Consider the following 25498-nt stretch of genomic DNA (forward strand, 5'->3'; position numbering starts at 1 on the left):
GGCATGACCACCATCGAGGTCGACTCCTCGCACCTGGTCATGCTCGCTCACCCGAAGAAGGTCGTCGCCTTCATCGAAGAAGCCATCAACGCCACTTCCAAGTAACCCTTTTCGCAGATCCTCCACCACAGGATCTCTCCCCGGCACCACCCACAAGCCCGCGCCCACGGTGGCCGCACGGCTTGCGGGCGAGCCGTCCCGAGCAGGAAGACAACGATGAACCCATCGATCTCGCGTCGCACCATGACCCTGTCCGCGGTGGCCGGAGCCGCCGCTCTCGGCGTCACAGGCATCGCCCACTCGGCCTCCGCCGAGACCACGGCTGCCGACAAGGCGTCCGAGCGAAGGAAGCAGCTTCCCACCATCGTGCTGGTGCACGGCGCCTTCGTGGACGCTTCCAGCTGGACTCCCGTGGTGCAGCGGCTCCAGCGTCAGGGCCACCGCGTCGTGGTTCCGCCGAACCCGCTGCGCAGCGTGGCCGGCGACGCCGCCTACGTGCGCAGCGTCCTGGACAGCATCGAGGGGCCGGTCCTGCTTGCGGGCCACTCCTACGGAGGTTCTGTCATCAGCCGAGCCGCGGTCGGTTCCGCCCAGGTCAAGGGGCTGGTCTACATCGCGGCCTTCGTCCCGGACGTCGGTGAGAGCGCTGCCGAGCTGAGCGACAAGTACCCGGGCAGTTCGCTCGCCAGTACCACAGTCGTCCAGAAATACCCGCTGTCCGGCGGCGGGCAGGGCGACGAGCTGGTCATCAGGCAGGACCTGTTCCCCCAGCAGTTCGCGGCAGGCGTCGCCAAGGCCACTACCCAGACGATGGCCGTCGGACAGCGCCCGATCACCGTGGCGGCGCTGAACGAACCGGCCACTGCAGCGGCCTGGAAGAAGCTGCCCACCTGGTACCTCATCGCTACCGAGGACAGGAACATCCCGCCGAAGGTACAGCGCTGGATGGCCGCGCGCGCCAAGGCGCACACGGTCACCGTTCACGCACCGCACGCGGCCGCGGTGAGTGACCCGCGCGCTGTCGCCGACCTGATCGACAAGGCCGCGCACGCCGTCTCCACCGGTCACTGACCTCACACCGGACAGACCGGAGCGGCACATGCCCTCTGCGGCGACACCGGCGCCTGCGCTGCGTCTCCGAGCCGCGCCGCATCCGTGGTGCCCGAAGGAGTTCGCTTCGGGCACCCGGTCGGCTCCGCGAGGGCCGGCCGGACCGCCCGCCGGATCGCGACCAGCACGGGTCACAGCACCAGCCCACGAAAAGGGAGGAAGAGAACACCCATGCCGCTGCTCGAACCGAAGCCTGGAATGCTGCGCCCTCACACCGCGGAGGGCCCGTCCATCGACCGGGTCGCCGACGACCAGGCGTCCGGTACCCCGGACGAGCTGCGGGACGCGCTGGTCGCGGAACTCGGTACGGACAAGGTCCTGCACAAGATTTCGGACCTGGTGCGTTATGCCTCCGACGCCAGCCCCTACCGTCTGGTGCCCCGCGTCGTAGTCATCGCCGAGAACATCGACGATGTCTCGACCGTGCTGCGTTACGCCCGGGAGAACCGTCGCCACGTGGTCTTCCGCGCGGCCGGTACCTCCCTTAACGGACAAGCCCAGGGGGACGACATCCTCGTAGACGTCCGCCGTCACTGGACCGGAGTGGAAGTCATCGACGACGGTGCCAAGGCGCGGATCAAACCGGGCACCACCGTCGGCCGGGCCAACATCACGCTCTCCCGGCACGGTCGGCTGATGGGCCCCGACCCCGCCAGCTCCAGCGCGGCTTCCGTCGGCGGCGTCGTGGCCAACAACGCCTCCGGCATGACCGCCGGCACCACCCGCAACTCCTACCGCCTGCTGTCCTCGCTGACCGCGGTCCTGCCGTCCGGAACGGTCGTCGACACGGCCGGCCCGGACGCCGAGGCACGCTTGCGGGCGGCCGAACCGGACCTGCACGCGACTTTGCTGGCGCTCAAGGAAGAGATCGAGAGCGACGCCGAACTGGTCGCGCGCATACGTGCCAAGTACGAGCTGAAGAACACCAGCGGCTACCGGCTGGACGCCTTCCTCGACGGCACCACCGCCGTGGACATCCTCCGCGGTCTCATGGTCGGTTCCGAGGGCACTCTGGGCTTCATCGCCGAGACCGTCTTCGACACAGTTCCGCTGGACCGGAGGACCTACACGGCGCTGCTGTTCTTCCCCGACCTGCCCGCCGCCGCCGCCGCCGTGACGCTGTTCAACCGGGCGGGGGCGCGCGCCGTGGAGCTGATGGACGGCAACACCCTGCGTGCCTGCGCCGAGGTGGACGGCGTTCCCGGGGACTGGCGGGACATACCGCAGGAGAGCACCGCGCTCCTGGTCGAGTTCCGTGCCGCGACCGAAGAGGACCACCTCGCTCACCGGCGGGCGGCTGCCGAGGTGGTCGAAGGGCTGACGCTGGTGGCCCCTGTGCCGTCGGTTTCGAACGCCTTCGTCACCGACCCGGGTACCGTGCGCACCTACTGGCACGCCCGCGAGGCGTTCATGACAGCCGTAGGCAAGGCCCGGCCCACGGGGACGACGCTGATCACCGAGGACTTCGCCGTTCCTCCCTCTCGTCTGGCCGAGGCATGCGAGGCGCTGCTGGAAATGCAGCGGCGCTACGGCTACGACGCAGCGGTGGCCGGACATGCGGCCCACGGCAATCTGCACTTCCTGCTCGCCTTCGACGCAGCCCGGCCCGAAGACGTCGAGCGGTACGCGTCGTTCATGGACGAGTTCTGCGCCATGGTCATCGACCGGTTCGACGGCTCCCTCAAGGCGGAGCACGCCACTGGTCGGAACATGACGCCGTTCCTGGAGTCCGAGTGGGGCTCCCAGGCCACCGAGATCATGTGGCGCGTCAAGCAGGCCCTGGACCCGCACGGGGTCCTCGCACCGGGGGTGGTGTTGAACCGGGACCCCCGGGCCCACCTGAAGCACCTGAAGACGATCCCGACCATCGAAGCTGTCGCCGATCCCTGCATCGAGTGCGGCTTCTGTGAGCCGGTCTGCCCCAGCCGTGATCTGACGACGACGCCCCGGCAGCGAATCGTGCTCCGACGCGAGATGATGCGCCAGCCCGTCGACTCACCCGTGACCGACAGCCTGCTGGAGTCGTACGGCTACGACGCCGTCGACACCTGCGCCGGCGACTCGACCTGCAAGATCGCCTGTCCGGTCGGTATCGACACCGGCGCCATGATGAAGCAGTTCCGGCACCAGCGACACGGGGGCATTGCCGAGCGGAACGCTGAGCGGGTCGCCGGACACTTCGCAACCGTGGAGAAATCCGTCCGCGCCGCCCTCGGTGTCGCCGAACACGTCAACGACGGCGTGCTCACCCGCGCCACCGCCCTGGCCCGCAAGGCGGTCACCCCCGACCTGGTACCGGAGTGGATCAGCGCGATCCCGGGCCCCGCCTCCTCGGGACTGCCCCTGACCCGGCGCCAGGACGCCGCGGCCGTTTACTTCGTGGCCTGCGTCAACCGGATCTTTGCCGGACCGGAGGGCGGGGAGGATCTCCCTCTACCTGAGGCCGTGGTGAAGCTTTCCGAGCGTGCCGGCCGCCCCGTCTGGGTCCCCTCCGACATCGTCGGCTCCTGCTGTGCCACGATCTGGCACTCCAAGGGATACGACGACGGCAACAGGCTCATGGCCAACCAGACCGTCGAACGGGCGTGGGGGTGGACGGACAGAGGCAGGCTGCCCCTCGTGGTCGACGCCTCGTCCTGCACCCTCGGCATCGGACACGAGATCATCCCGTACCTGACGCCCGAGAACAGACGCAAGCACGAGAAGCTCGATGTGGTCGACTCCCTGGTGTGGGCCGCCCGCGAGCTCCTGCCCCACCTCACCGCCGCCCGGAAGGTCGACAGTGCGGTCATTCACCCGACGTGTTCCATGCGGCACCTGGGTGACGTGGAGCAGCTGGACGAGCTGGCCCGGTTCGTGGCCCATGAGGTGGTTGTCCCGGTCTACGCGGAATGCTGCGGCTTCGCCGGCGACCGCGGCATGCTCCACAAGGAGCTCGCCGAGTCGGCCACGGCGCATGAGGCCGAAGAGGTCCTGGCGGGCGACTACGACGCCTACCTCTCGGCGAACCGCACCTGCGAGATCGGTATGGAGCACGTCACCGGCCGCCCCTACGAGTCGGTGCTGCTGCTCCTCGAGCGGGTCACCCGGCCCGTCTGAGAACAGTTCCACCCACCCTCTCGAAGAAGCCAGCACAGGAGAAACCTCATGCGAATCGCCAACCTGTCGGGACGACTGACGCTTGTCCTGGGCGAGCGTGCCGTGGACGTCCACGATGCCAGCGGTCACCGGTTTCCAGCCGACCCGCAGGCGATCTACGAGCAGTGGGAAGAGTTCAGGGCCTGGGCCGGGGCAGCCGATCTCGGGGACGCCGGCCGGCACTTCGACGCGGCCGACCTCGGTGCCCCGGCCCCGGCTCCGCGCCAGCTTTTCGCCATCGGACTGAACTACCGCGAGCACGTCGACGAGGCGGGGTTCACCCAGCCTGAGGACATGCCGCCGGTCTTCACCAAGTTCGTCAGCAGCATCACCGGCCCCCTCTCTGACGTGGTGCTGCCCGACGGCGGCCACACCGACTGGGAGGTGGAACTGGTCGCCGTCATCGGCAAGGCGGCCCGCCGCGTGCGCGAGGCGGACGCCTGGGACCATGTCGCCGGCCTGACCGTCGGACAGGATCTGTCGGAGCGAGTCCTTCAGATGAGTGGCCCGGCACCCCAGTTCGGTCTCGCCAAGTCCTACCCGGGCTTCTCGCCCATGGGTCCGACCCTGGTCACCCCGGACGAGTTGGACGACCCCGACGCCCTCGAACTCACCTGCAGCATCAACGGCGAAGAGGTGCAGCAGGGCTCCACTCGGCAGCTCATCTTCCCCGTCCCGGCGCTCATCGCGAAGCTGTCGGAGGTGTTGACGCTCTTCCCCGGCGACGTCATCTACACGGGTACGCCCGCAGGTGTCGGCCTCGGCCGCACGCCCCAACGCTGGCTGCAGCCCGGCGACGAACTCGTCAGCTCGATCCACGGCATCGGCGAACTGCGGCAGCGGCTGCTTCCGGCCTGAGCCCTCGGCCGCGGGTGGGGGCAGGGCGTGTCTGTCGCGCCGGGCGAAGGACGTACACGCAAGGCACGCCGTTTCGTCCACGACCCGTCTTTCCACGCGCCGGCGGACTGTAACGCGAGGAGAGGAGTAGTGCGCAAGGGCGGTCGCGGGGCGCCCTCACGCGTCCCTGTCTTCCCGTGGGAGAACGCACCACACACTGCCCCTCCCCATCTGTTGTCGAGATAACTGACATCGCACATCATCGTGACGGGTGAGGAAGGGGCAGCCCGGCGTGCCGGTTGCAGATGTGTGACGAAAGAAGGTGCACATGTCCAGCACAAGCAAGGTGCCCACACCGTCTCAGGCGACGAGCGCCACTCGGGACGTGCCCGGATGGCTGATTGCGCTCCTGGCCGTTGCCTGCGGCATGACGGTCGCCAACCTCTACTACGCCCAGCCCCTGTTGTCGTCGCTGGGTGACGTCTTCGGCGTCGGCGCGGCGACGGCCGGGGCGCTGATCACGCTCACCCAGGTCGGATACGTCATCGGCATGCTCTTCCTGGTGCCGCTCGGTGACCGTCTGGAGAAGCGGCAGCTTGTCACCGTCCTGCTGACGATCACCGCCGTGGCACTCGTGGTGGCGGGCCTCGCCCCGACCTTCCCTGTGCTGCTCGCTGCCTCGCTGATCAGCGGGGCCACATCCGTGGTCGCCCAGATATTGGTGCCGTTCGCCGCGAACCTGGCGCCCGACCATGCCCGGGGGCGCGTCGTGGGCCGCGTCATGAGCGGTCTGCTCACCGGCATCCTGCTCTCTCGCACCCTGAGCAGCCTGGTCTCCGAGATAGCCAGTTGGCGGGTGGTCTTCCTCGGCTCCGCCGTCCTCATGGCCGTCCTCGCGGTATCCCTGCGCGTGGCCCTGCCGCAGCACGCCCCTACCACCTCGTTCCCGTACCACCACGTACTGCGCTCCACCTTCCAGCTCCTGCGCGCGCATCCGATACTGCGGCGCCGAGGTCTGTACCAAGCGGCCATGTTCGCTGTCTTCAGTGCTTTCTGGACCACGGTCTCCTACGTTCTGACCGGGCCCCGCTTCCACTACTCCGCGGTCGGGGTGGGCGTCTTCGCCCTTGTCGGTGCTGCGGGTGCCGCCGTGGCCCCGCTCGCCGGGCGCTGGGCCGACCGGGGGCTGGCGCGTCCCGCCACCGGTATCGCCCTCGTGGTCGCCGCGCTGGCCTTCGCCCTCGCGGGCTTCGGCGGGCACAGCATCGCGCTGCTCGCTCTCGCGGCGATCCTCGTCGACGTGGCGGTGCAGACCACACTGATCCTCGGCCAGCACACCGTCTACGCCCTCGATCCCGGTGCCCGCTCTCGCCTCAACAGCGTCTTCATCGCGATGTTCTTCACCGGCGGCGCGATCGGCTCCCAGCTCGGTACGGTCGTCTACGACGCGGTCGGCTGGAGTGGACTGACCGTGCTGGGTGCTGCCCTGCCGCTGATCGCCCTGGCCTACTGGGCGTTCGAACGGGGGCCGCGGCAGGACGCGGCCGGCTGACCCCGACCGGAAACAGCAGATGTCAGGCGCCTTCCGGCGCTGCGACGGTGTGTGCACTGTCGGACCAATCCGCGTGCGCCGCAGGACAATCCGGTAACAAAGACCCGGCCTAGCCTCACCACAGAACAACCGCACACCAGGAGGCGAACCATGACCACCAGCACAGAACACACGCTCAGCAGCCAGCCGAGGCTGCACCAGAAGGGCAAGGTGATCCAGGAGTTCGGGACCGTCAGGCAGTACCCCATCGGCCTGTCCCACGACGCCCGGATGTATTCCTGCCAGCGGCTGAACAAGGCTCTGGCGGATACCTCGATCTTGTACGGCCTGTACAAGAAGAGTCACTGGCTGATGCGCGGCGCGACCTTCTATCAGCTCCACCTGCTGCTGGACAAGCACGCTGGTGAACAGCTCGAGCTGGTCGATACGATCGCCGAGCGCGTGCAGTCGCTGGGCGGCGTCGCGGTGGGCGACCCCCGGCACGTCGCCGAGATCACGTCGATACCGCGACCCCCGGACGGCGTCGAGGAGGTCCCGGCGATGCTCTCCCGTCTGCTGGAGGCCCACGAGACGATCCTCATCGAGGCCCACGACGCCGCCGCCCGCGCCAATGAGATGGGTGACGACGGCACCAACGACCTGCTGGTCTCGCAGATCATCCGGACCGGCGAACTCCAGGCGTGGTTCCTCGCCGAGCATCTGGTCGACACCCCGCTGGTGCGCGTCTGAGTAGACGCCTGGACCGTCACGGCCACCTACGATGTCGCCCGGCCGGGCCAACGGCCGCCCTCGTATCGGCGGGGGAGCCCTCGATCAGGAGCGCATGATGGATCTGCGACAGATGGAGGTCGTCGTCGCGGTGGCCGAGGCGGGTACCTTCACAGCCGCGGCACGCCGACTGCACGTCGTGCAGTCGGCCGTGTCCGGCACGGTCAAGTCCCTGGAGCGAGAACTCGGCACCCCGTTGTTCGACCGCACCACGCACCGGGTCGCCCTGACCCCCGCCGGCGAAGCGTTCGTCACCGCGGCCAGAACTGCCCTGCGCGCCGCAGAAATGGTCCAGGAGGCAGTCAGTGAAGTCCGGGGGCAACTGCGAGGTCGCGTCACGGTCGGCACGATGCAGGGGGTCTGGGCGGGACTCCACCATGCCCTGGCCGCGCTGCGCAGCGAGCACCCGGGCGTGGCGGTCCAGCTACGGCAGGCCGCGGTCGCCGACATTCGTCAGGCGCTGCGGGACGGGTCGGTCGACTTGGCCGTCGTGGCGCTCGACCGCCAACAGCAGCGCGGCCTGACCACCCGACTGCTGTCCCAGGAGGAGATGGTGTTGCTCGCGGCGCCCAGCCGCATCGTCTCCGGGGCGATGGCTGGGGGCGGTGTGGAACTCGACGACATCGCCCGTCTGCCGCTGGTGGACTTCTCGCCGGGCTGGGCTATCCGCTACGCGGTCGACCGTTCCTTCCGAGCCGCGGGCTTGGACCGTGCCACCACCTTCGAGGTGAACGACATCGTCGCGGCGGCCGAACTGGTCCGCAACGACCTGGGCGTATGCATCATGCCCCTGTCGATTGCCGACCGATTCCCCGATCTGAGCCAGTATCACGTCCGCCGGCATGCGCCGAGGTGGAAGATCATGGTGGTACGCCCGCCCGGGGATCCGTCGCCCGCCGTCGCCGCTCTGCTGCGGCATCTCGCCTGACGGACAACGGGAAGAGAAACGGCGCGTACACAACGTACGCGTGGGAGGTGTCGAAATCGAGGGCACTTCCGCGTTACGCCCCATTTCGCACACGTGTGCGCTTCGTCGGCAAGGTCGGACTCTTCCCCAGGCTAGGATGCGGCCATGAGCCAACCACTGCGGGCGGTGCTGGGTGAAGACCAGCCGATCATGCGCGAAGGAATCGCGACCATCCTGCGCAAGGCGGGCATCGACGTGGTCGCGGCCGTCGACAATGCGGTGGACCTCGTCCACGTCGCGCAGAAGCACCTCCCCGACGTGGTGATCACCGACATCCGGATGCCGCCGAACCTGGAAGCGGACGGCCTGGAGGCCGTTCGGAAGATCCGCGCCGAGCGACCGGAGACCGCTGTCATCGTCCTGTCCCAGTTCCTTGACGCTTCCTACGCGCTTGACCTGGTGGGGGACGACCCGAGCGGAGTGGGCTATCTCCTGAAGGAGAAGGTGGCCAGCCCTCAGATCATCATCGATGCCGTCGAGCGGGTGGTGGCCCGGGACTCGGCACTCGACCCGGACGTGATCTCGGCACTTCTGGGGCGCAAACGTCCGCAGGATCCGCTGGCCGCGCTGACACCCAAGGAGCGGCAGGTCCTGGCACTGATGGCCGAAGGTCACTCGAACACGGGGATATCCAAGCAGCTTTTCGTGAGCGTCGCGGCTGTGGAACGGCACGTGACCGGCATCTTCCTGAAGCTGGGGCTGAGCCAGTCCGCCTCTGGAGACGGTCAGCACCGGCGGGTGCTGGCTGTGCTGCGCTACCTCGGGCAGTAGCGAAACACGCGGTGGTGCAGAGGGCCGTGCCGGCGAGGTCGCTGCCTGAGGTCGGGCGTCAGGGCGAAGAGGGGGCGAACAGGCCCCGCAGATCAGCATCGAACAGTTTGTCCTTGGTGACGAAGGACTCGATTCCCGCGCTCACCAGTTCCTCCTGCGTCCAGAGCAGGTTGTCGGTAGAGGTGAGGACGACCCGTGGCGGGTTGTCCTCCTCTGCCAGTTGTCGAGCGACACTGAGACCGTCCAGGTCAGGTAGGTGCAGGTCGAGCAGCAAACCGTGGGGGCGATGAGCCCGCACTACGGCCAGGGCCGAGGCGCCATCGCCGGATACCGCCACGACGCGCAGTCCCCGCGCCATCAGCAGTGTCGTGGCGATGCGCCGGAACCCAGGGTCGTCGTCAACGACGACGATGTTGATGCACATCAACCCAGCATGCACAACGTTACGGCGGCCGGACCATAGGGGGATCCCTACGGTTTGTGTGCCACCGCGCACAAGACCTCGTTGCCGATGTCCACGAGTAGTGGATGTTCGCTGCTGATCCCCGTCAGAACCAGTTGCATCAAGCGTCGACGGGCAGGCGGCGTACAACGGCAAAACGATCTCCTCCTGGAGGCGCATGACGCGGACTGCCGGCGTGGCCGCGGGAAAGTTCGTCCGAGAGGTGGGACCGGGCGGCGAGAGGCAGCCTGGGTATCAGGCTGCCGTGGTGCCGACGCCGACTCCGGTCCCTGTCTGGCGAAGGTCCGAGCTTCGTGACAGAGGCCTGGGGGCCGCCTCGTACTCCGCGGCCGTACGGGTCGCAGCCTGCGGATGTGAGTTCTGACGGGCCAGCCGCCGCCACTCGGCAGGGGACATGCCGTACATCATCCGGAACGCGCGGCTGAAGTGGGCGGCGCTGGTGAATCCCCATCGCCGGGCCACCGCAGAGATCGTCCGGCTCGATGTTGTTCGGCGGGCCAGTTCTCGGCGGCACTCATGGAGACGTCGGCGCTGGATCCACCGGCTGACGGTGATGTCCTCATGTTCGAAGAGCTTGTGCAAGTAGCGGACGGAGATGTGGTGGGCCTGGGCAATGGATTCGGGAGTCAGGTCCGGATTCCCGAGGTGCAGGTCGATGTGCTCCTGGATTCGTGGCAGCAAGTGCCGCGTGGCCTCCGGCATACCGTCCGCCGCCCGGTGCAGTCGCTCGCCCGCCAGGACGGAGATGAGGTCGACGACATTGCGCACCAGCGTCTCACCGGTGCCTGAGGGCAGGGCAGGTGCGACGTCCACCAGTTGAGTCAGCAGTGGGGACAGGAGCGAACCCGACGGAGTGTCCGCATGGATGGGTGCCGTCGTCAGCTGCCGTAGTTCGTCTTCCGTCAAGCTCAGGAGCCACCGCGGCACGACGAGGAACTTCACGTGATGGGCGTGGGAGAAGCCGATGCGTATCGGGCGGGCCATGTCGCAGAAGGCCGTCGCTCCGGGACGCACCTGGGTGCCTCCGTCACCTTGGTCGACGACAGCGATCCCCTCGACCGGTGCCACGACAACCAGGGGCTCGTCGTGACGGGAGCCGACCGGTCGAGCGGGCCGGCATACACGCATGGCGTCGCCCCGCACGGTGACGGCCAGCACCGGACCGAGCTGGGACAGTCGGAGGGTCCCCTGGCATTCACCGTGGGGAAAGGAGACGTCGGCCGAGGGGAACATGCGCGACACGGCGTCGTGCCAATAGGCCAGTCTTCGGTGACCGGGCACCGCCTCAGTGGTGTAGAGGGAATCCGTCAGCCCTCCTCTCGTTCCCGGTGGTGTCGCGTCCGACGCCACGTTCTCTGCTTCTCGGTCGGTGTGCCTTCGGACGCCTTGCCAAGCCGGTGCGGACGCTCGGTCATCATGGGGACCCGGCTTCCGAGTGCCGTTCGTGGCCGGCGGAATGTCAGTGGCGCGGAACATGGCAGCCTCCAGTGATACATGAGCCGTGTGGCCGGGGCAGCACCGAGCGCTCTGAGGTCGCGGTCCGCGAGCTGCGCAGGGCAGGGAGGGAGCGAGCCCTCGTGCCTGGTCATCGGCTTTTACAGGTGTGATGTCCTCGGTCGTTACACAGGATCTGTCATCACCGGGACCGATGGCTGTCAAGGACACCTGAGATACGCCTGGGGGTGCACCTTACGGACCCTGTGGGGACAACCCTAGGTCTGCGTGCGCTGCGATCCGGCTGGCCGGTGCGGGCCCAGCCGGCGCGACGGCTCCGCTGCAGGTCAGGAGGTTGACGCACGCGCCAGCGTGGGGCGGGCCCTAGGGAAGCGGTGGGGGTGCCTGGCCGAAGGGCGAGGGAGCACATGACAGACCCGGACGCCGCTTCGTTCGAGACTTGATATCGGTAACCGGGCTGCCGGCTCACCTGATTCCGGACACCCTGCGAGCGGTCCCCCGGACGGACCGACGAGCTCATAGGACAGGACATGGCCGCGTCGCGGTCCGCTGCGGCACGCGGGTTGAGGAACGGAACCGAACATGGCCCAGCTGGACACCTTCCGGGGCGACGCCCGCGACCTTCGGGAGCGCCCCGGACCCCCGGTGGTCGCCGGCCCACGAGGCGTGCTCACCCGGAGGACCATACTGGCCGGTTCACTGATCTCGGCAGCCGTGGGAGCCGCACTGATCGTCGCGCACGTCCGGTCCGTGGCAGTGGCCGGAGTGCTCTTCGGGGTGCACATGGCCGTGCAGAGCGTGCTGCAACTGCTGGCGCTGCACGAGTCCAAGGTGCCGGCGTCGGTTCGTCGGCTGCTGCGCGTCGGGGGCCCGGCCGTCTTTCTGCTGGGCGCCCTCCTCGTCCGGGGCTGGGCCGACCCAGTGTTGCTGCTGGGCGTGTGGACCGGTTGCGGCTGGCTGTTGCGGGGATTTTTCGTATCCGTCTCGGTCTCGGTCACCTCGCACTCGGTGAGCCATTTCTTCGTCTACGACGACCTGGTGAACGCTGCAACCGTTTCGGCGGGTTTGCTCATGACCGCGTTCCCCTTTTCTTCTGTGGGGCAGTTGGCCGACGTCGGCGGCTCCGTACTGGTGGTCGCCGGGTCGGTCGAGGCGGCCGCCGCCGCGCGTCGGCGACCCCGCATCCAGCACGCCAACGACTGACTGCTCCGGACCGAGGGCGGGGCCGGGGGCGGTCAGTCCGGAATCGGGATCCGGATCTGGATGGCACTGCCGGTGCCGGGCGGGGAGTCGACGGCCAGCTTGCCGTCGAAGGCTGCCACCCGGTCCGCCAGGCCGGTCATCCCGCTGCCTGCGTTGGCCATGTCCATGCCTCCGATCCCGTCGTCGGAGACCGTGATCCTCAGCATGTCGTCGAACTCGATGAAGACGTCGATTCTGGACGCCTGGGCGTGCTTGACCGCGTTGGTGACAGCCTCGGCCACCACGAAGTACGCGTTCGACTCGACCGTCGTGGAGATCCTGCGCTCGTCCTTGCTCTCGACGACCGTGGCCACCGGGCATCGGGACGCCAGGTCCTTCACGGCCGCGACCAGGCCCTTTACCGTCAGCACAAGCGGGTAGATCCCCGAGGCGAGTTCCCGCAGCTCGTTGATCGCCGTCTGGGCGTTGTCGATCGACTGGTCCAGCAGGTCGACCGCGGATGTTTCCGTGTCGGGAATCAGCTCCCGCGCCAGCCGCAGTCCGATCATCAGGCTCACCAGGCGCTGCTGCGCCCCGTCGTGCAGGTCTCTGGCGGTTCGGCGGTGCACAGCTTCGGTGCTTTCCATGATGCGGCGGCGGCTGTCCTGCAGGGAGGACGCCATGTTGTTGAAGGAGGAGCCCAGCGTCCTGATCTCCGCCACCCTGCTGGGGGCAACTCGCACGCTCAGGTCACCGCCGGCCAGTTCCCGTGCCGCTGCCGCGGCCCCGCGCACCGGCCGTACCACCGCGCGGTGCTGGAGCACCGTGAAGACGGCCACGAGCGCCATCGAGGCTGCGAGCCCCAGGGCAGCGGCGAGTACGGCCTGCTGGCTGTTGGCTTCAGCGGCGTCCTCACGCTCTGCCAACTGAATGCGCTCGTCCTTCACATAAAGGTCGAATTGCACTCGCAGGGCATCGACGCTGTCCTTTCCCTCGGACGTCTCCTTCAGGTCAGCGGCGGCAGGGTCGCCGCGCCGGACCATCTCGACCAGTGGGATCGAGTAGACGTCGAGGAAGGACTGCACCCCCTGCGCGATCCGCTCGGCGGCACGCCGTTGCTCGGTGGAGGTGGTGTTCTCGGTGAACCGCCGTCGCTCCTCCGGCAGCGCGTCGCGCGCCGCGATCCACGGGGCGAGGAAATCTTCGTGCTTGGTGATGACGTAACCCCGCTGTCCCGTCTCCAGGTCGACGAGCAGCTGTTCCATCGCCCCGGCTTCGACGAGGGCTGACCGGGAGGCGCGTCTGGCTGAAGTGGCGCTGTTCGAGTCGGCGATCGCCCACATGAGGACGGCGAAGCCGACACCGATGAGCAAGGCGAGCAGACTGCTCGCCGCGACGGTGAGGCTTGTCAGCCCCAGTAGTCGACCTCTGTGTTCCCGCCCTGCGCGCATGGTCCGCCTGCCGATGGAAAGAATGGAGACACCCAAAGTGTGCAACGCATCTGCGGACGAAAGAAAACATGTCCGAATAGTGTCCCTGCAGGGCGGCTTTTCGGACTTAATCAACCTATTTGTCAGCACACATCACTTTCCAGCATGAATCATCCGTCTAACAGTGCAGGGCCATCGCCGGTGTGGGGTCGTGCTCCGCCGCATCTGCGGGGGACCGCGGCCGGGCTCGCGTGCCGCCGGTTGTCGTCGGTTGTCGTCGAGTACAGGGGGCACGGATGCCGACGTCATCAAGCCGAGGCTGGTCTGCAGCCGGTGATTTCACGTACTACGACGTGTACGCGATGCGTGATCACCGGCGCAGTTTCGGCCTGGTTCGTCACCACTCTTACGGCAGAGGGCTGTTGGGGTTTCGACCGTTACCTCCATGAGCGGTTGGACGTAGACGGATCTCGGCTCCGGCAACACGAGTCGATGTCGTGCCTCACGGGCGAGGAATGTTGCGAAGGTTGGTGCGCGCAAGGTGAACCATGCGCCCGACACCGCCTGTGAGGACGGTGCGGCCTGCGGACAGGGCGAAGCCACTGACCTGTTCGGCGGTTGTCCTGGGTGGTATGGCGAGCGCGTCCGGATCGGTGACCACGTCGACAAGGGCAGGCCCGGCATGAGCGAACGCCTCACGCAGAGCGCCGCGCACCTCCGCCGGAGTCTGCACCCGGATTCCGCGCGCGCCGGCAGCGGTGGCGATGGCAGCGTAGTTCGTGTGCGGGTAGCCGGTGCCGTGCGGGGGCAGTCCGTCGACCATCATCTCCAGGTCGACCATGCCGAGGGAGGAGTTGTTGAAGACGACGACCTTCACGGGCAGGTCGTATTGGACGGCGGTGAGGAAGTCACCCATCAGCATGGAGAAGCCGCCGTCGCCAGAGAGAGACACAACCTGCCGCCTCCTGTCGAGGAACTGAGCACCTATTGCCTGGGGCAGGGCGTTTGCCATCGAGCCGTGCACGAAGGAGCCGAGTACACGGCGACGACCGTTCGGGGTGAGGTAACGGGCCGCCCAGACACAGCACATGCCGGTGTCCACAGTGAAGACCGCATCGTCGGCCGCCTCTTCATCCAGTACCGAGGCCACGTACTCGGGGTGGATCGGGGTGAGTGACTCTACGTTGTGCGTGTAGGCGCCGACCGCCTTTTCCAGGGCGTGCGCATGCTTGTGCAGCATGTGATCGAGGAAGCGCCGCGACGTCTTCTCCTGCACGACCGGGGTCAGCGACCTCAGCGTCTCGCGTACGTCTCCCCAGACGGCCAGCTCCAACTGAGTGCGTCGACCCAACCGCTCAGGCTGGATATCGATCTGCACCGTTTTCACGTTCCGCGGAAGGAAGTTCGAGTATGGGAAGTCGGTGCCAAGAAGGATCAGCAGGTCGCATTCATGCATCGCCTCGTAGGCGGCGCCGTAACCGAGCAGGCCGGACATGCCGACGTCGAACGGGTTGTCGTACTGGATGTGCTCTTTGCCGCGGAGCGCGTGGCCCACGGGGGCTTTGACCTTCTCTGCGAAGGCCATCACCTCGGCGTGCGCGCCGGCCACACCCCGGCCGCAGAACAGCGTGACTCTTCCGGCGGCGTCCACCAGCTCCCTCAGCCGGGCCAGTTCGTGGTCAGCAGGCCGGACGGACGGCCGGTCCAGTTGTACAGCCAGCTCGGCTCCACCGTCAGGGGCGTCTTCTTCCGCGACATCCCCGGACAGGGCCACTACCGACACCCCGCGCCGTCCCACCGCGTGCTGGATCGCCGTCTGCACCACTCGAGGCATCTGGCGGGGAGAGGAGATCAGCTCCGAGTAGTGACTGCACTCTGCGAACAGCCGGTCCGGATGAGTCTCCTGGAAGTAGCCGGTGCCGATTTCACCGCTGGGTATCTGCGCGGCCAGGGCGAGGACCGGTGCCATCGACCGATGGGCGTCGTACAGGCCGTTGATCAGATGCAGGTTGCCCGGCCCGCAAGAGCCGGCGCAGGCTGCAAGCCGCCCGGTGAGTTGCGCCTCGGCGCCGGCGGCAAATGCCGCGACTTCCTCGTGACGCACCTGTACCCACTCCAGAGACCGATGCCGCCGAATGGCGTCCACCACGGGGTTCAGGCTGTCACCCACGACGCCGTACATGCGATGCACGCCTGCACGGGCCAGGAGATCGACATACTGCTCGGCAACACTCTGCTTGGTCACTGCTTTCCTCCAGCCGATTGGTCATGGGACGGGTCAGATTAGTGAGCAGGCGAAGGGGACCTGTCCCGTCAGTGCACTTCTTCAGGCCCCAGAACGCACAAACCCCCGAGGCTCGCGAGAAACGGATGCTTGTCACGGGCCGGCACGCCTCGGCTCTGTGTCGTGGAGGGCGATCTTTGCCTCCGCGTGCATAGACGTGTCACGACACTGCACAGTGTGGGATTTGCCGCTCGGGACAGGTTCTGACGGGCCTTTACTGGGTGCGGAAATCGATGCTTTGGAAAGGTATGGACATGGCCACGTTGACGGTCTGGAAGTTCGACGCGCCCGAAAGCGCGCATCAGGTGGAAAGTGCACTGCTCGACCTGCAGAAGCAGGAGCTGATCAAGGTGGTGGACGCCGCTACCGTCAGTTGGCCGACAGAGGCCAAAAAGCCCAGGACGAAGCAGCTCACCGACCTGACAGGGGTAGGTGCTCTGTCAGGCTCCTTCTGGGGTCTACTCTTCGGTCTGATCTTCTTCATGCCGCTCCTGGGTGCCGCCGTCGGCGCCGCTGCCGGCGCTCTGGGTGGCAAGTTGGCCGATGTGGGCATCGATGACGACTTCATCAAGTCGGTCACCTCCCAGGTGACACGAGGCACCTCGGCGCTCTTCCTGCTGTCCGAGGGCGAGGTGGTGGACCGTGTGAAGGAGGCCATTCCCAAGGAGCACGCGGAGCTGATTCGATCGAATCTCGGCAGGGAGCAGGAGGCCATCCTGCGGGAGGTGTTCGAAGGCTGACTCGCCAGCAAATCAGTCGGCCGGATAGACAGCGTCTCTTGGTGGGGCCGTCGATTGATCGGATGTGTCCGGCCGGTTGGTGGTCCCTGGTGAGATGTCGGAGCTGATGCCGGCCGATTCAGGAAAGCCGCTATCGCCTATGAGGGCGCCCCTTCACGTCGTAGTCATCGTCCTCTGGATGTGACGGCAACGGAATATCGAGGAAACCTGCCTATAAGGGCAGTTCGGGTGAGGCATCGGCCGCCTCCCCGGACTGCGATCGCCTCCCGGTTTCCCTGGCGGCAAGTAGGTGTCCATAGGCCGTCGCTTGGTGCCGATGGCTGTCACAGAGTGTCGAGTTGTCCGGCCATGGCGTGCTCCTTGGCGGGGTGCTTGTTTCTCGACCCGCTGAGAAGCGTGCCGTGGTGGGCCGGAAATCGAAACGAAAGTCGTCCCGGAGGTGAGGACCTTAGCCGCGACATGGTTGCCCATCTTGACGTGTGCCCAACTGGCGTGAAGTCAAGAAGGATCGGAAGGTGTCACGGCGCTGATGCCGTGAAGGGGTCGCTCGGCGCAGTGGAGCGCTGAACGACCCATTTTCATGATGGCGGACCAAGGAGCAGCTAGATGTGAGCGGCTCGAGTTCCCTTACGGGCAAGAGGTGTGCGTTCCGAGAAAGAAGAGATGGCGGTCTGTCAGTAGACTGCATCGTGAACTCAAGGTGCAGAAGCTAATTCCGAAACTGCAAGTGGGGGAGAGTGGTGCGGTGCCGGTTCGGATTCATGCGATCTGTACCGCGTCCGACGAAACTGAAAGGAAGTCGTATGAGGATCGAAGATAAATCCAGGAGGACTTCCCCTCGTCACGCTCTCTTCGGTGCTGCCGCCCATTCGGCCACTTCGGTACACGCGGCCGACGACGTTCGGGTGGGTGACATCTTGAGAGCCCCGAGTCGTAGGCTGACTGACTCCTACGCCGGAGTCTTTCGAGCGGTATCTGTAGACGGTCGCCCGGCCCCCGGCGACGCCGGAGGAGGTAGACGTCACGCGCGCTCCGCGCCGGCATCTTCCGGCATGCAGAATGTGGTGTTCACCGCATCCGAAGCCAACCTGTTCCCGCGTCTCGTAGGGGAATTCTCCGTCCGCTTCCTGGAGATGTCCTTCAGGTTCATGGCTGAGGTTCATTCGGGGGACATCATTCATCCGATGCTCATAGTGACTGATCTTCGGTCGCAGGATGAGGTAAGCGTTGTTACCGCGCGGGCCACGATTCACAACCATAACGGTGAGTTGGTCCTCTCCGGGCAGCACAAATATCTCTTGCGACGTTGACGTCAAATCATTATTCCTGAAGTTGTCACCGCATCCGTGTGGCGTATGGTCAGAAATCTGGTATCGGCTCCTGAAATCAAGGAGTAGCACCGGACGGGAGAATCGTGAAATCAAAAACTAAACCGCTTCTCCGTGCCTGGGAGTGGCAGGTCGAAGCGGCTTGTAGGGGCATGAAAAGCTCAGTCTTCTTTTCTCCTCCGCGAGAACGAGGAAGCGCACGCAAGCGGAGGGAAGACGGTGCGCGTGCTGTTTGTATTGCTTGTCCGGTGAGATTGGACTGCCAGAACTTCGCTGAAACGTACCGTCAACAGTACGGCGTTTGGGGTGGTACCACAGAGCGAGAGCGCCGGGACCGGACGTAGAACAGCAGGCGGGCGGCAGTTAGCACGCCCCTTGAACCGGAAGCATCTTGCTGCGGTGCCGGCGGTCTCGCGGCGTCCGCTGGCAGCGGAGGCATCCGCGGTTGTTGCTCGGCCGCGGTCTGGAAGTCGAAGCCGTCCTTCGGTCTGGTGTCCTCCTCGGACGACACGATCAACTCCGTTGTGGAGCGCTTCGGTTACGTGCGTGCAGGCAAGACCACCATCAAGGTCGACTCCTCGCACCTGGTCATGCACGCCCCCCCTTTCTGAGGCTCCCGCCCATGACCCGGCGGCCTGGTGTGCAGCCAACTGTGCCAATGGCGACCAGTGCGGCACGGTTCTGCTCGGCGGCTCATCCTCCCGGTTCCAGCCCGCTCTGCGAATTGCGAAGCTGTCAGCAGTCCTGCCAAGGCACGATCTCAATCTGCTTGCCGCACAGGTCGTACTCCCCAAGCCGGCAACCTCCAGGCATATCACGGGGCAGATCAAACCGCTCCCTCCAGACCAGCTATGCACATCAGACGAAGGACAGCTTGATGGCCCAGTTCAGCACAGAGTCGGTAGCCGCCACATCGGATTCTTTCGATCCGAAGGCGTTTCATGTCGTTCCGGCAAGAACATTCGAAGATCTGCGGGTCGGCGAAGTATTTCGTGCGCCCAGCCGCACCCTGACCGATGCTCACGCTGCCGCATTCCAGGCAGTCTCTGCAGACAACCATCCGGTGCACTACGACGCGGAGTGGGCTCGCAGACATGGGCACGCTGCACCAGTGGTGCACGGCCTGCAAGTGCTCGCCTTCACGGCACCTGGTGCCACCTTGTTCCCCCACTTCATCGGTGAGGTGTTCATTGCCTTCCTGGAACTGTCCTGTGTCTTCCTGAAGGAAGTCCACTCCGGGGACACTCTGTATCCGGCGCTCACCATCACCGGCCTGGACCACCAGGGCGATGACGGCGTCGTGATCACTGAGGCCACCATCCACAACCAGCGTGGCGTACTCGTTCTGTCCGGCCAGCACAAGTACTTGTTGCGACGCCAGCGTTCGGAAGGTGAGTCCTCCGGCCCGGGGAACGGAGTCTGATTCCGCCGGGCAACCCAGCACGCGGTTCTAGCCCCGCGCCCCCACGACGAACTCGAGGGCTTCGGACCGCGCGTCCGACCATCTGGCTCAGCATCACTACCGACTCACATCCACCGACCACTCCATTGAAGAGCAGGTTCGTCGCCTTCTCGTGCCCCACACGTCGCCGGAAGTGACTCACGCGTTCGATGCCTCGGCAGGTCCTGCAATCAGGGTTGCCGACCAGGTGCGGTCGGCAGGAGAAGACGCACCTGACCCTTCCGCGTGAACGGGTTCGTCCGCGAGGTCGAGAAGGGTTCTGCAGGCACCTTCGGCGTGCACGGGTAGGTGAGTGAACAGCCGCGGGACAGGCGAGGACTTATCTGCGGCCGTGTCGACGATGTCCCTCCGATACCAGCTCTCCGGCAGGGCCGTCAGTTCCGAGCAGGAGTCGGTGCATCTGGTCGGAGGCCCCTGTCTGCTGCACCGGTCCGGGCGGCAGCAGGTCTGCCCCGAGTTCAAACCGGGTTGTCAGACGATGTCGTCGTAGAGGACGAAGGGCAGGTGAACCCTGGCCCTCGCCCAGCGCTTTCCCGCAGGCCGTCAATTCCGTTGTGTTCCAGTGGTGTTGCTGTAGAGGTCTGCCCACCCTGGCTCTTCCCGAGATCATCCGGGGCGGCATAGATTCCCGTTGATCTGAACACCCGTCCAAGCCGAGGAAGTCCCTTGACACACCACCCGTCCGGAAGAGGACGCCGCCTGCTCGTGTTCGCGGCCACCCTCCTGGTCACCGCGGCGATCCCGCACGTGACCGCTTCCGCAGACGCCTCACCGGCCAACACCCCGGCCTCTCCCACCCGCACCGGTGACAACGTTGTTCCGTCCGTCATCACCCTGATCACTGGCGACAAGGTCACCATCACCCCCGACGCCGGCGGCGGTCCCGGGGCCCTCAGCGTCCAGGGGCCTGACGGTGAGCCCACGGGCACCCGCGTGCTGACTGTGGGCGGCGACACGTATGTCTATCCTGATTCCGCGCGTCCTTACCTGGCTTCCGGCGCCCTGGACGACCAACTCTTCAACGTGACCCGTCTCGTCACCGACGGCTACGACGATGCGGCGCTGGACCATCTGCCCCTGATCGTCACCTACGACGGAAACGAAGCGTCCGCCTCCATACTGCATGAACGCGGCGCCGCGATCCCGGGCAACGTCACGGACGTACGCCCCCTCACGAGTGTCAACGGTATTGCTCTCGCCGCCGACCGCGAGGACACCAACAAGCTGTGGACCACGCTCACCGGTACTCAACCCGGCTCGACGACGGTGCCCGAGGACAATGCCGACGGGACCTTCCACGGAGGCGTCGCCAAGGTATGGCTGGATGGCAGAGCCGAAGCCACCCTCAGTGACTCGGTGACGCAGATCGGCGCACCGAAGGTTTGGGCGGGCGGCAACACCGGCGATGGAGTAGACGTCGCCGTGCTCGACACCGGTTACGACCTGGACCACCCCGACCTGAAGAACGCGGTCAAGGAGGGCGAGAGCTTCGTCCCAGGCGAGGAAGTGACCGACCGCAACGGCCACGGCACCCATGTCGCCTCCACCATCGCGGGAAGCGGCACAGCCTCCGACGGCAAGGAGAAGGGCGTCGCCCCTGGCGTCGACCTGCACGTCGGCAAAGTCCTCTCCGACGAGGGCTATGGCTATGACTCCTGGATCCTCGCAGGCATGGAGTGGGCTGCCCGCGATGCCCACGCCCGGGTCATCAGCATGAGCCTGGGCAGCAGCGAGAACGCCGACGGCGACACCGTTCTCGCCCAGGCCGTGAACGCGCTGAGCGCCGAAACCGGCGCTCTGTTCACCATCGCCGCAGGAAACGAAGGGCCCGGTGCCCAAACTGTCAGGTCACCCGGCACCGCCGATGCTGCTCTGACCGTTGGCGCGGTGGACTCCTCAGACGCCATTGCCGATTTCTCCAGCCGTGGCCCCCGCTATGGTGACGACGCACTCAAGCCCGAGATCACCGCACCGGGCGTCGGGATCGTGGCCGCTCGGTCCCAGTACAGCAGCACCGGTTCTGGCTACTACATGAGTGCCAGCGGCACCTCCATGGCCACCCCGCACGTGGCTGGTGCAGCAGCACTCGTCGCTGCGGCTCATCCCGACTGGCCCGGCAGCCGCATCAAGGACGCGCTGGTGAGTACCGCCAAGTCCACTCCTGACATCACCGCGGACGACGGCGGAAACGGCCGGGTGGACGTCGCCGCGACGGCGACCACGACATTCACCGCTACCGGCAAGATCGATGCGGGCATTCACCCCGCAGGCGCCGACGACGGCATGGTCAGGTCCACGGCGACCTTCACCAACAACGCAGATCACGCGGTCACCGTCGACCTCGCCGTCGACGCGCCAGGTGCACCTGCAGGCGTCTTCACCGCTGCCCCGAACAGGGTCGACGTCCCCGCCCACGGGTCCGCGAGTGCCACGGTCAGCACTGACCTCGCCAAGTCGGGGACCTCGCAGCGTTGGACCGGCCACCTCACCGCGTCCGCCGCCGGAACGGTGCTCACCCGCACCTTGCTCGGAGTCAGCACCCGCCAGCAGCTCTTCCACGTCCGTACCAAAGTCACCGGCAGGTCCGACGAGATCACGAACGGCACCATCACCTTCTTCCGCAAGGGCGACGAGTACGCGGGCACCTTCCTGTACAACGGAGGTCTGTCCGACGAGATACTGCCGCCCGGGCGCTACACCGTTTACGCCGACTTCCGGGTGGAGGGCACGCACGGCGCTGCCTCGGCGGGGTTCGCCCGCATGGTCATTCCGCAAGTCGAAGTGACAGGCACCACCGACCTGGTCATCGACGGCACCAAGCTGCGCGAGATCACACCCGTCACACCACGTAAGACGGAGAACTTCTCCCAGCGCCTGGACTACCACCGCGCCTTCAAGGACGGCTCGTCAGTCACCGACAGCATGCAGATCGGCGACGGCTACGACAGCATCTGGACAGCTCCCACGGCCCCTGGCAGCGATGGGGAACAGTTCCTCACCGCTCGCTGGCGCAACCAGGAACCCCTCCTGTCCGTGACCTCCGGCGGACAGGAATTCGACGATCTGTGGATCATGCCCGGCTCGGCGAAACTGCCCGCAGGTGACTACGCCCTCGACGTGATCCACCCCGGCGACGGGTTCACCGAGGACTACGAGAACGCCGACGCCGCAGGCAAGGCAGCCGTGGTGCGATGGGACTCCGACGACGAGGACGCAGCGGACGACCAGATCAGGGCGGCCCAGGCTGCAGGCGTGAAGATGCTGCTGTTCGTCAATGACCTCGACGGACGCCTGCGCGAACCCATTATCAAGTCGTCCACCGAGGTGGTCGGACTCTCTCGCACGAGCGGCGAGCAACTCATCTCCCGGGTGGACTCCAGCGCAACGAAGAGCGTGCCGCTGCGCGCTGTATCCCGACCCGACACGGACTACCTGTACGACCTGGTTCGCACCTGGAAGGGACGCATCCCCACCCACTTGGTCTACGCACCCACCACCCGGGAGTTGGCCCGCGTCGAGACATCCCTCCACAACACCACCGGCCGCGATGTGCACGAGAACCGCTACGACGTGCATCCATGGACCAACTACCGGGTGGACTCCAACAGGCTGAGCACGGCCGGCGCGCATCGCACCGACTATGTCAGCACTGACCAGTCGTTCTCCTGGACCGAGGAGGGCGAGCTCCAGTCCCTCGCCTCCAGCGTGTCGGGACCAGTCGTCTATCCGGCCGGCAAGACCACGGACGTCGAGTGGTTCGGACCGGTGGTGCGGCCTCGCATCAACGCCGGTGCCCAACCACCCCTGCGCACCGGCAACGACATCGACATCGTGCTGCCCTCCTGGGGCGACTCCGGCGGCGACCACACCAACTACGTCGCCTTCGGCAGTACCGACACCACGCAGAAGACCTCGTTGTACCGGGGCGACACCCTCGTCGCCGGCGGCGATGCCGGAGTGACCGCGACGGTTCCACCGAAGAAGGCCACGTACCGGCTGGTACACACCGCGACTCGCACCGCCACGGCCGCCTTCCCTTACTCGACCGCCACGCGCTCCGAGTGGACGTTCGCCTCCACGGCGCCCAGGCGCGCAAACGACAGTGAGCAACTCCCACTCGTACAGATGGACTACGCCTTGCCGACCTCCGACAGCGGCAAGGCGGCGGCGAACGCGTCACTGTTGGTCACCCCGCTGCACATCGAAGGCGGCGCGACGGCGGCTCTGCACACCAGCAAGGTGCAGCTCTCCTACGACGACGGTGCCACCTGGACCACAGCGCGCCTGAGCGGCAAGGGCAACGGCAGGGTCAGCGTGTTGCTGCATGCCCCCGCCTCAGCCCGGTATCTGACCCTGCGGGTGCAGGCCGGTGACAGTCGCGGTAACAGCGTGACACAGACCATCGTTCGCGCCGCAGGTATCTCCGGATGACCTGAAGGTGACAAAGACCGTCCGGTGGTCCATGGTGACCGCCGGGCGGCCGGCCCGGGCTCCCCGAGCAGGCGAATCCTGACCAGCCTCGGGGACTTTGACCGACCTCTGCGTCGCCCGGTGGAGTCCGGGCCGCTCACCGGGCCCCTCCGGATCCGCGCGCCGTCACAGCGCGTCAGATACCGCTGGCGGTCGTGGTGCTCCCCGGGAAGGAATGTGGCCGCAGTGGTGTTGGCAGCTTCGCATGACTGAACAGACCGGTCTACTCAATGCGAGGAACCACATGCGGAAGCAGCCAACCATGCGGGACCACGACAGGACAGCCGCGCTGTCGGCCGGTCCGGCCCGGCCCAACACTGGGAAATCCAGGGCGCTGCCCCCGCGCGTGGCGTTCTACCTGCTGGCCTCCATCATCGTGTCGTTCCTGGCCGCCTCCAGCGCACCTACACCGCTGTACGCCGTGTACCAGGCGGAATGGGGTTTCACTCCGCTGACCACCACCGTGGTGTTCGGCGTGTACGCGATCGCCGTCCTGGTCGCGCTGCTTACTCTCGGGCGATTGTCGGACCACCTCGGCCGCCGACCGGTACTGCTGGTGGCTCTCGCAGCGCAAGCGGGCGCGATGGTGCTTTTCGCGACCGCGCCCGGTGTGCCGGAACTGATGATCGGCCGCGTCGTCCAAGGCCTCTCGGCAGGGGCTGCACTGGGTGCTGTCGGTGCCGGGATGCTGGACATCGACCGGCCCCGCGGGACCATCGCCAACTCCTTCACCCCTGGGCTGGGCACGGCCACCGGATCTCTGGCATCGGCCTTCCTGGTTCAGTACTTGCCGGCACCGACGCACCTGGTCTATCTCGCGCTGGTGGTCGTCATGGCCGTGCAGGCGGTGGGTGTGGCCCTGATGCGTGAGACATTGACGCCCGAGCCGGGGGCATTGGCTTCGCTGGTTCCGGTCATCAAGTTGCCGAGGACCGTCCGGCGAGCAGTCCTGAACGCGGCGCCGGTCCTGTTTGCGGTATGGGCACTGGCAGGGTTTTACGCTTCTCTGGGCCCGGCCCTGGCCCGGACACTGACCCACTCCACATCGGCCGTCTACGGTGGACTGGCGCTGTTCGTGTTGGCCGGAGTTGGTGCCGCCGCAACTCTCGTGCTTCATTCGGCGCCGCCGCGCAGAGTGATGTTCACCGGAATCGGCACTCTCGTCGCCGGTGTCGCGTTGACTCTGGTCGCCATAGGCGACGGTTCACCGGCGCTGTTCTTCTTCGGTTCGGCCATCGCCGGCTTCGGCTTCGGCAGTGGTTTCCAGGGGGGTATCCGCACGGTGATGCCGCTGACTGCCGCCCACGAACGCTCGGGTGTCCTGTCGCTGCTGTACGTGGTGTGCTACCTCGGCATGGGAGTGCCGTCAGTGGTAGCCGGTTACCTGGTTGTCCATGCCGGGGGTCTGCTGAGCACGGCGCGCGAGTACGGTGCCGCCGTTATCGCTCTTGCCCTGCTGGCTCTGGTCGGTTTGCTGTCCGAACGCCGCGGCGTGAGTCAGAACGCAGCAATAGGGTGAAACCCCGGCAGTCGCAGCGACC

The 25498-nt window shown here is 66.5% G+C and carries 17 protein-coding genes and 1 pseudogene; 14 read left to right on the forward strand and 4 right to left on the reverse strand.

All coding sequences use genetic code 11. The features are described 5' to 3' along the window. The 8 genes and pseudogenes from ACIBCU_RS34935 to ACIBCU_RS34970 form a co-directional block, all read left to right on the forward strand. Positions 1-105, forward strand: a pseudogene (locus tag ACIBCU_RS34935) (alpha/beta hydrolase); the annotation flags it as partial. Positions 106-216: 111 nt separating this feature from the next. Continuing rightward, complete coding sequence (locus tag ACIBCU_RS34940) at positions 217-1071, forward strand: alpha/beta hydrolase (protein ID WP_362937620.1); 855 nt, start codon at positions 217-219, stop codon at positions 1069-1071. Between the two features lie 210 nt (positions 1072-1281). Further along, entirely contained in the window at positions 1282-4209 is a 2928-nt protein-coding gene (locus ACIBCU_RS34945) for an FAD-binding and (Fe-S)-binding domain-containing protein (protein WP_399236457.1), read from the forward strand. 48 nt (positions 4210-4257) lie between these two features. Further along, positions 4258-5106, forward strand: a complete 849-nt coding sequence (locus ACIBCU_RS34950; RefSeq protein WP_399236459.1) for a fumarylacetoacetate hydrolase family protein — start codon at positions 4258-4260, stop codon at positions 5104-5106. Between the two features lie 307 nt (positions 5107-5413). Continuing rightward, complete coding sequence (locus ACIBCU_RS34955; RefSeq protein ID WP_399236461.1) at positions 5414-6637, forward strand: MFS transporter; 1224 nt, start codon at positions 5414-5416, stop codon at positions 6635-6637. A gap of 150 nt (positions 6638-6787) precedes the next feature. After that, complete coding sequence (locus ACIBCU_RS34960) at positions 6788-7366, forward strand: DNA starvation/stationary phase protection protein (protein WP_362937608.1); 579 nt, start codon at positions 6788-6790, stop codon at positions 7364-7366. Positions 7367-7478: 112 nt separating this feature from the next. Then, positions 7479-8333: a LysR family transcriptional regulator gene (locus tag ACIBCU_RS34965; protein ID WP_399236463.1), complete on the forward strand. Its 855-nt coding sequence runs from the start codon at positions 7479-7481 to the stop codon at positions 8331-8333. A gap of 144 nt (positions 8334-8477) precedes the next feature. Then, positions 8478-9143: a response regulator transcription factor gene (locus tag ACIBCU_RS34970; protein WP_362937602.1), complete on the forward strand. Its 666-nt coding sequence runs from the start codon at positions 8478-8480 to the stop codon at positions 9141-9143. Between the two features lie 58 nt (positions 9144-9201). On the opposite strand, the gene ACIBCU_RS34975 is transcribed toward ACIBCU_RS34970, so the two are convergent. Both ACIBCU_RS34975 and ACIBCU_RS34980 read right to left on the reverse strand, forming a co-directional pair. Next, a complete protein-coding gene (locus ACIBCU_RS34975) occupies positions 9202-9567 on the reverse strand; it encodes a response regulator (protein WP_362937599.1) in 366 nt (121 codons plus the stop codon). A gap of 273 nt (positions 9568-9840) precedes the next feature. Next, positions 9841-11082 (reverse strand): helix-turn-helix domain-containing protein, encoded by a 1242-nt coding sequence (locus ACIBCU_RS34980; RefSeq protein ID WP_399236466.1) that lies wholly within the window; start codon positions 11080-11082, stop codon positions 9841-9843. A gap of 561 nt (positions 11083-11643) precedes the next feature. Here ACIBCU_RS34980 and ACIBCU_RS34985 point away from each other — a divergent pair. After that, positions 11644-12264 carry a hypothetical protein gene (locus tag ACIBCU_RS34985; protein ID WP_399236468.1) on the forward strand — a complete coding sequence of 207 codons (621 nt, stop codon included), beginning with the start codon at positions 11644-11646 and terminating at the stop codon, positions 12262-12264. Between the two features lie 32 nt (positions 12265-12296). Here the strand turns inward: ACIBCU_RS34985 and ACIBCU_RS34990 are convergent, their stop codons facing one another. Continuing rightward, positions 12297-13616 carry a CHASE3 domain-containing protein gene (locus ACIBCU_RS34990; RefSeq protein WP_362937590.1) on the reverse strand — a complete coding sequence of 440 codons (1320 nt, stop codon included), beginning with the start codon at positions 13614-13616 and terminating at the stop codon, positions 12297-12299. A 559-nt stretch (positions 13617-14175) separates the two neighbouring features. Then, entirely contained in the window at positions 14176-15918 is a 1743-nt protein-coding gene (locus tag ACIBCU_RS34995) for a pyruvate dehydrogenase (protein WP_362937587.1), read from the reverse strand. 293 nt (positions 15919-16211) lie between these two features. Between ACIBCU_RS34995 and ACIBCU_RS35000 the strand changes: the two genes are divergently transcribed. From ACIBCU_RS35000 to ACIBCU_RS35020, 5 genes are all read left to right on the forward strand, one after another. Beyond that, complete coding sequence (locus ACIBCU_RS35000) at positions 16212-16697, forward strand: DUF1269 domain-containing protein (protein WP_362937584.1); 486 nt, start codon at positions 16212-16214, stop codon at positions 16695-16697. A 1414-nt stretch (positions 16698-18111) separates the two neighbouring features. Then, positions 18112-18369, forward strand: coding sequence for a WhiB family transcriptional regulator (locus ACIBCU_RS35005; RefSeq protein WP_399236471.1), 258 nt, complete (start codon positions 18112-18114; stop codon positions 18367-18369). 533 nt (positions 18370-18902) lie between these two features. Further along, complete coding sequence (locus tag ACIBCU_RS35010) at positions 18903-19448, forward strand: MaoC family dehydratase (RefSeq protein ID WP_399236473.1); 546 nt, start codon at positions 18903-18905, stop codon at positions 19446-19448. Between the two features lie 705 nt (positions 19449-20153). Then, positions 20154-23918, forward strand: a complete 3765-nt coding sequence (locus tag ACIBCU_RS35015) for a S8 family serine peptidase (protein ID WP_399236475.1) — start codon at positions 20154-20156, stop codon at positions 23916-23918. Positions 23919-24162: 244 nt separating this feature from the next. Continuing rightward, positions 24163-25476: an MFS transporter gene (locus tag ACIBCU_RS35020; RefSeq protein WP_399236477.1), complete on the forward strand. Its 1314-nt coding sequence runs from the start codon at positions 24163-24165 to the stop codon at positions 25474-25476. The last annotated feature ends 22 nt before the right edge of the window (positions 25477-25498 follow it).

It is taken from the genome of Streptomyces sp. NPDC051064 (assembly GCF_044455985.1).
In the GTDB taxonomy this organism is placed as follows: Bacteria; Actinomycetota; Actinomycetes; order Streptomycetales; family Streptomycetaceae; genus Streptomyces.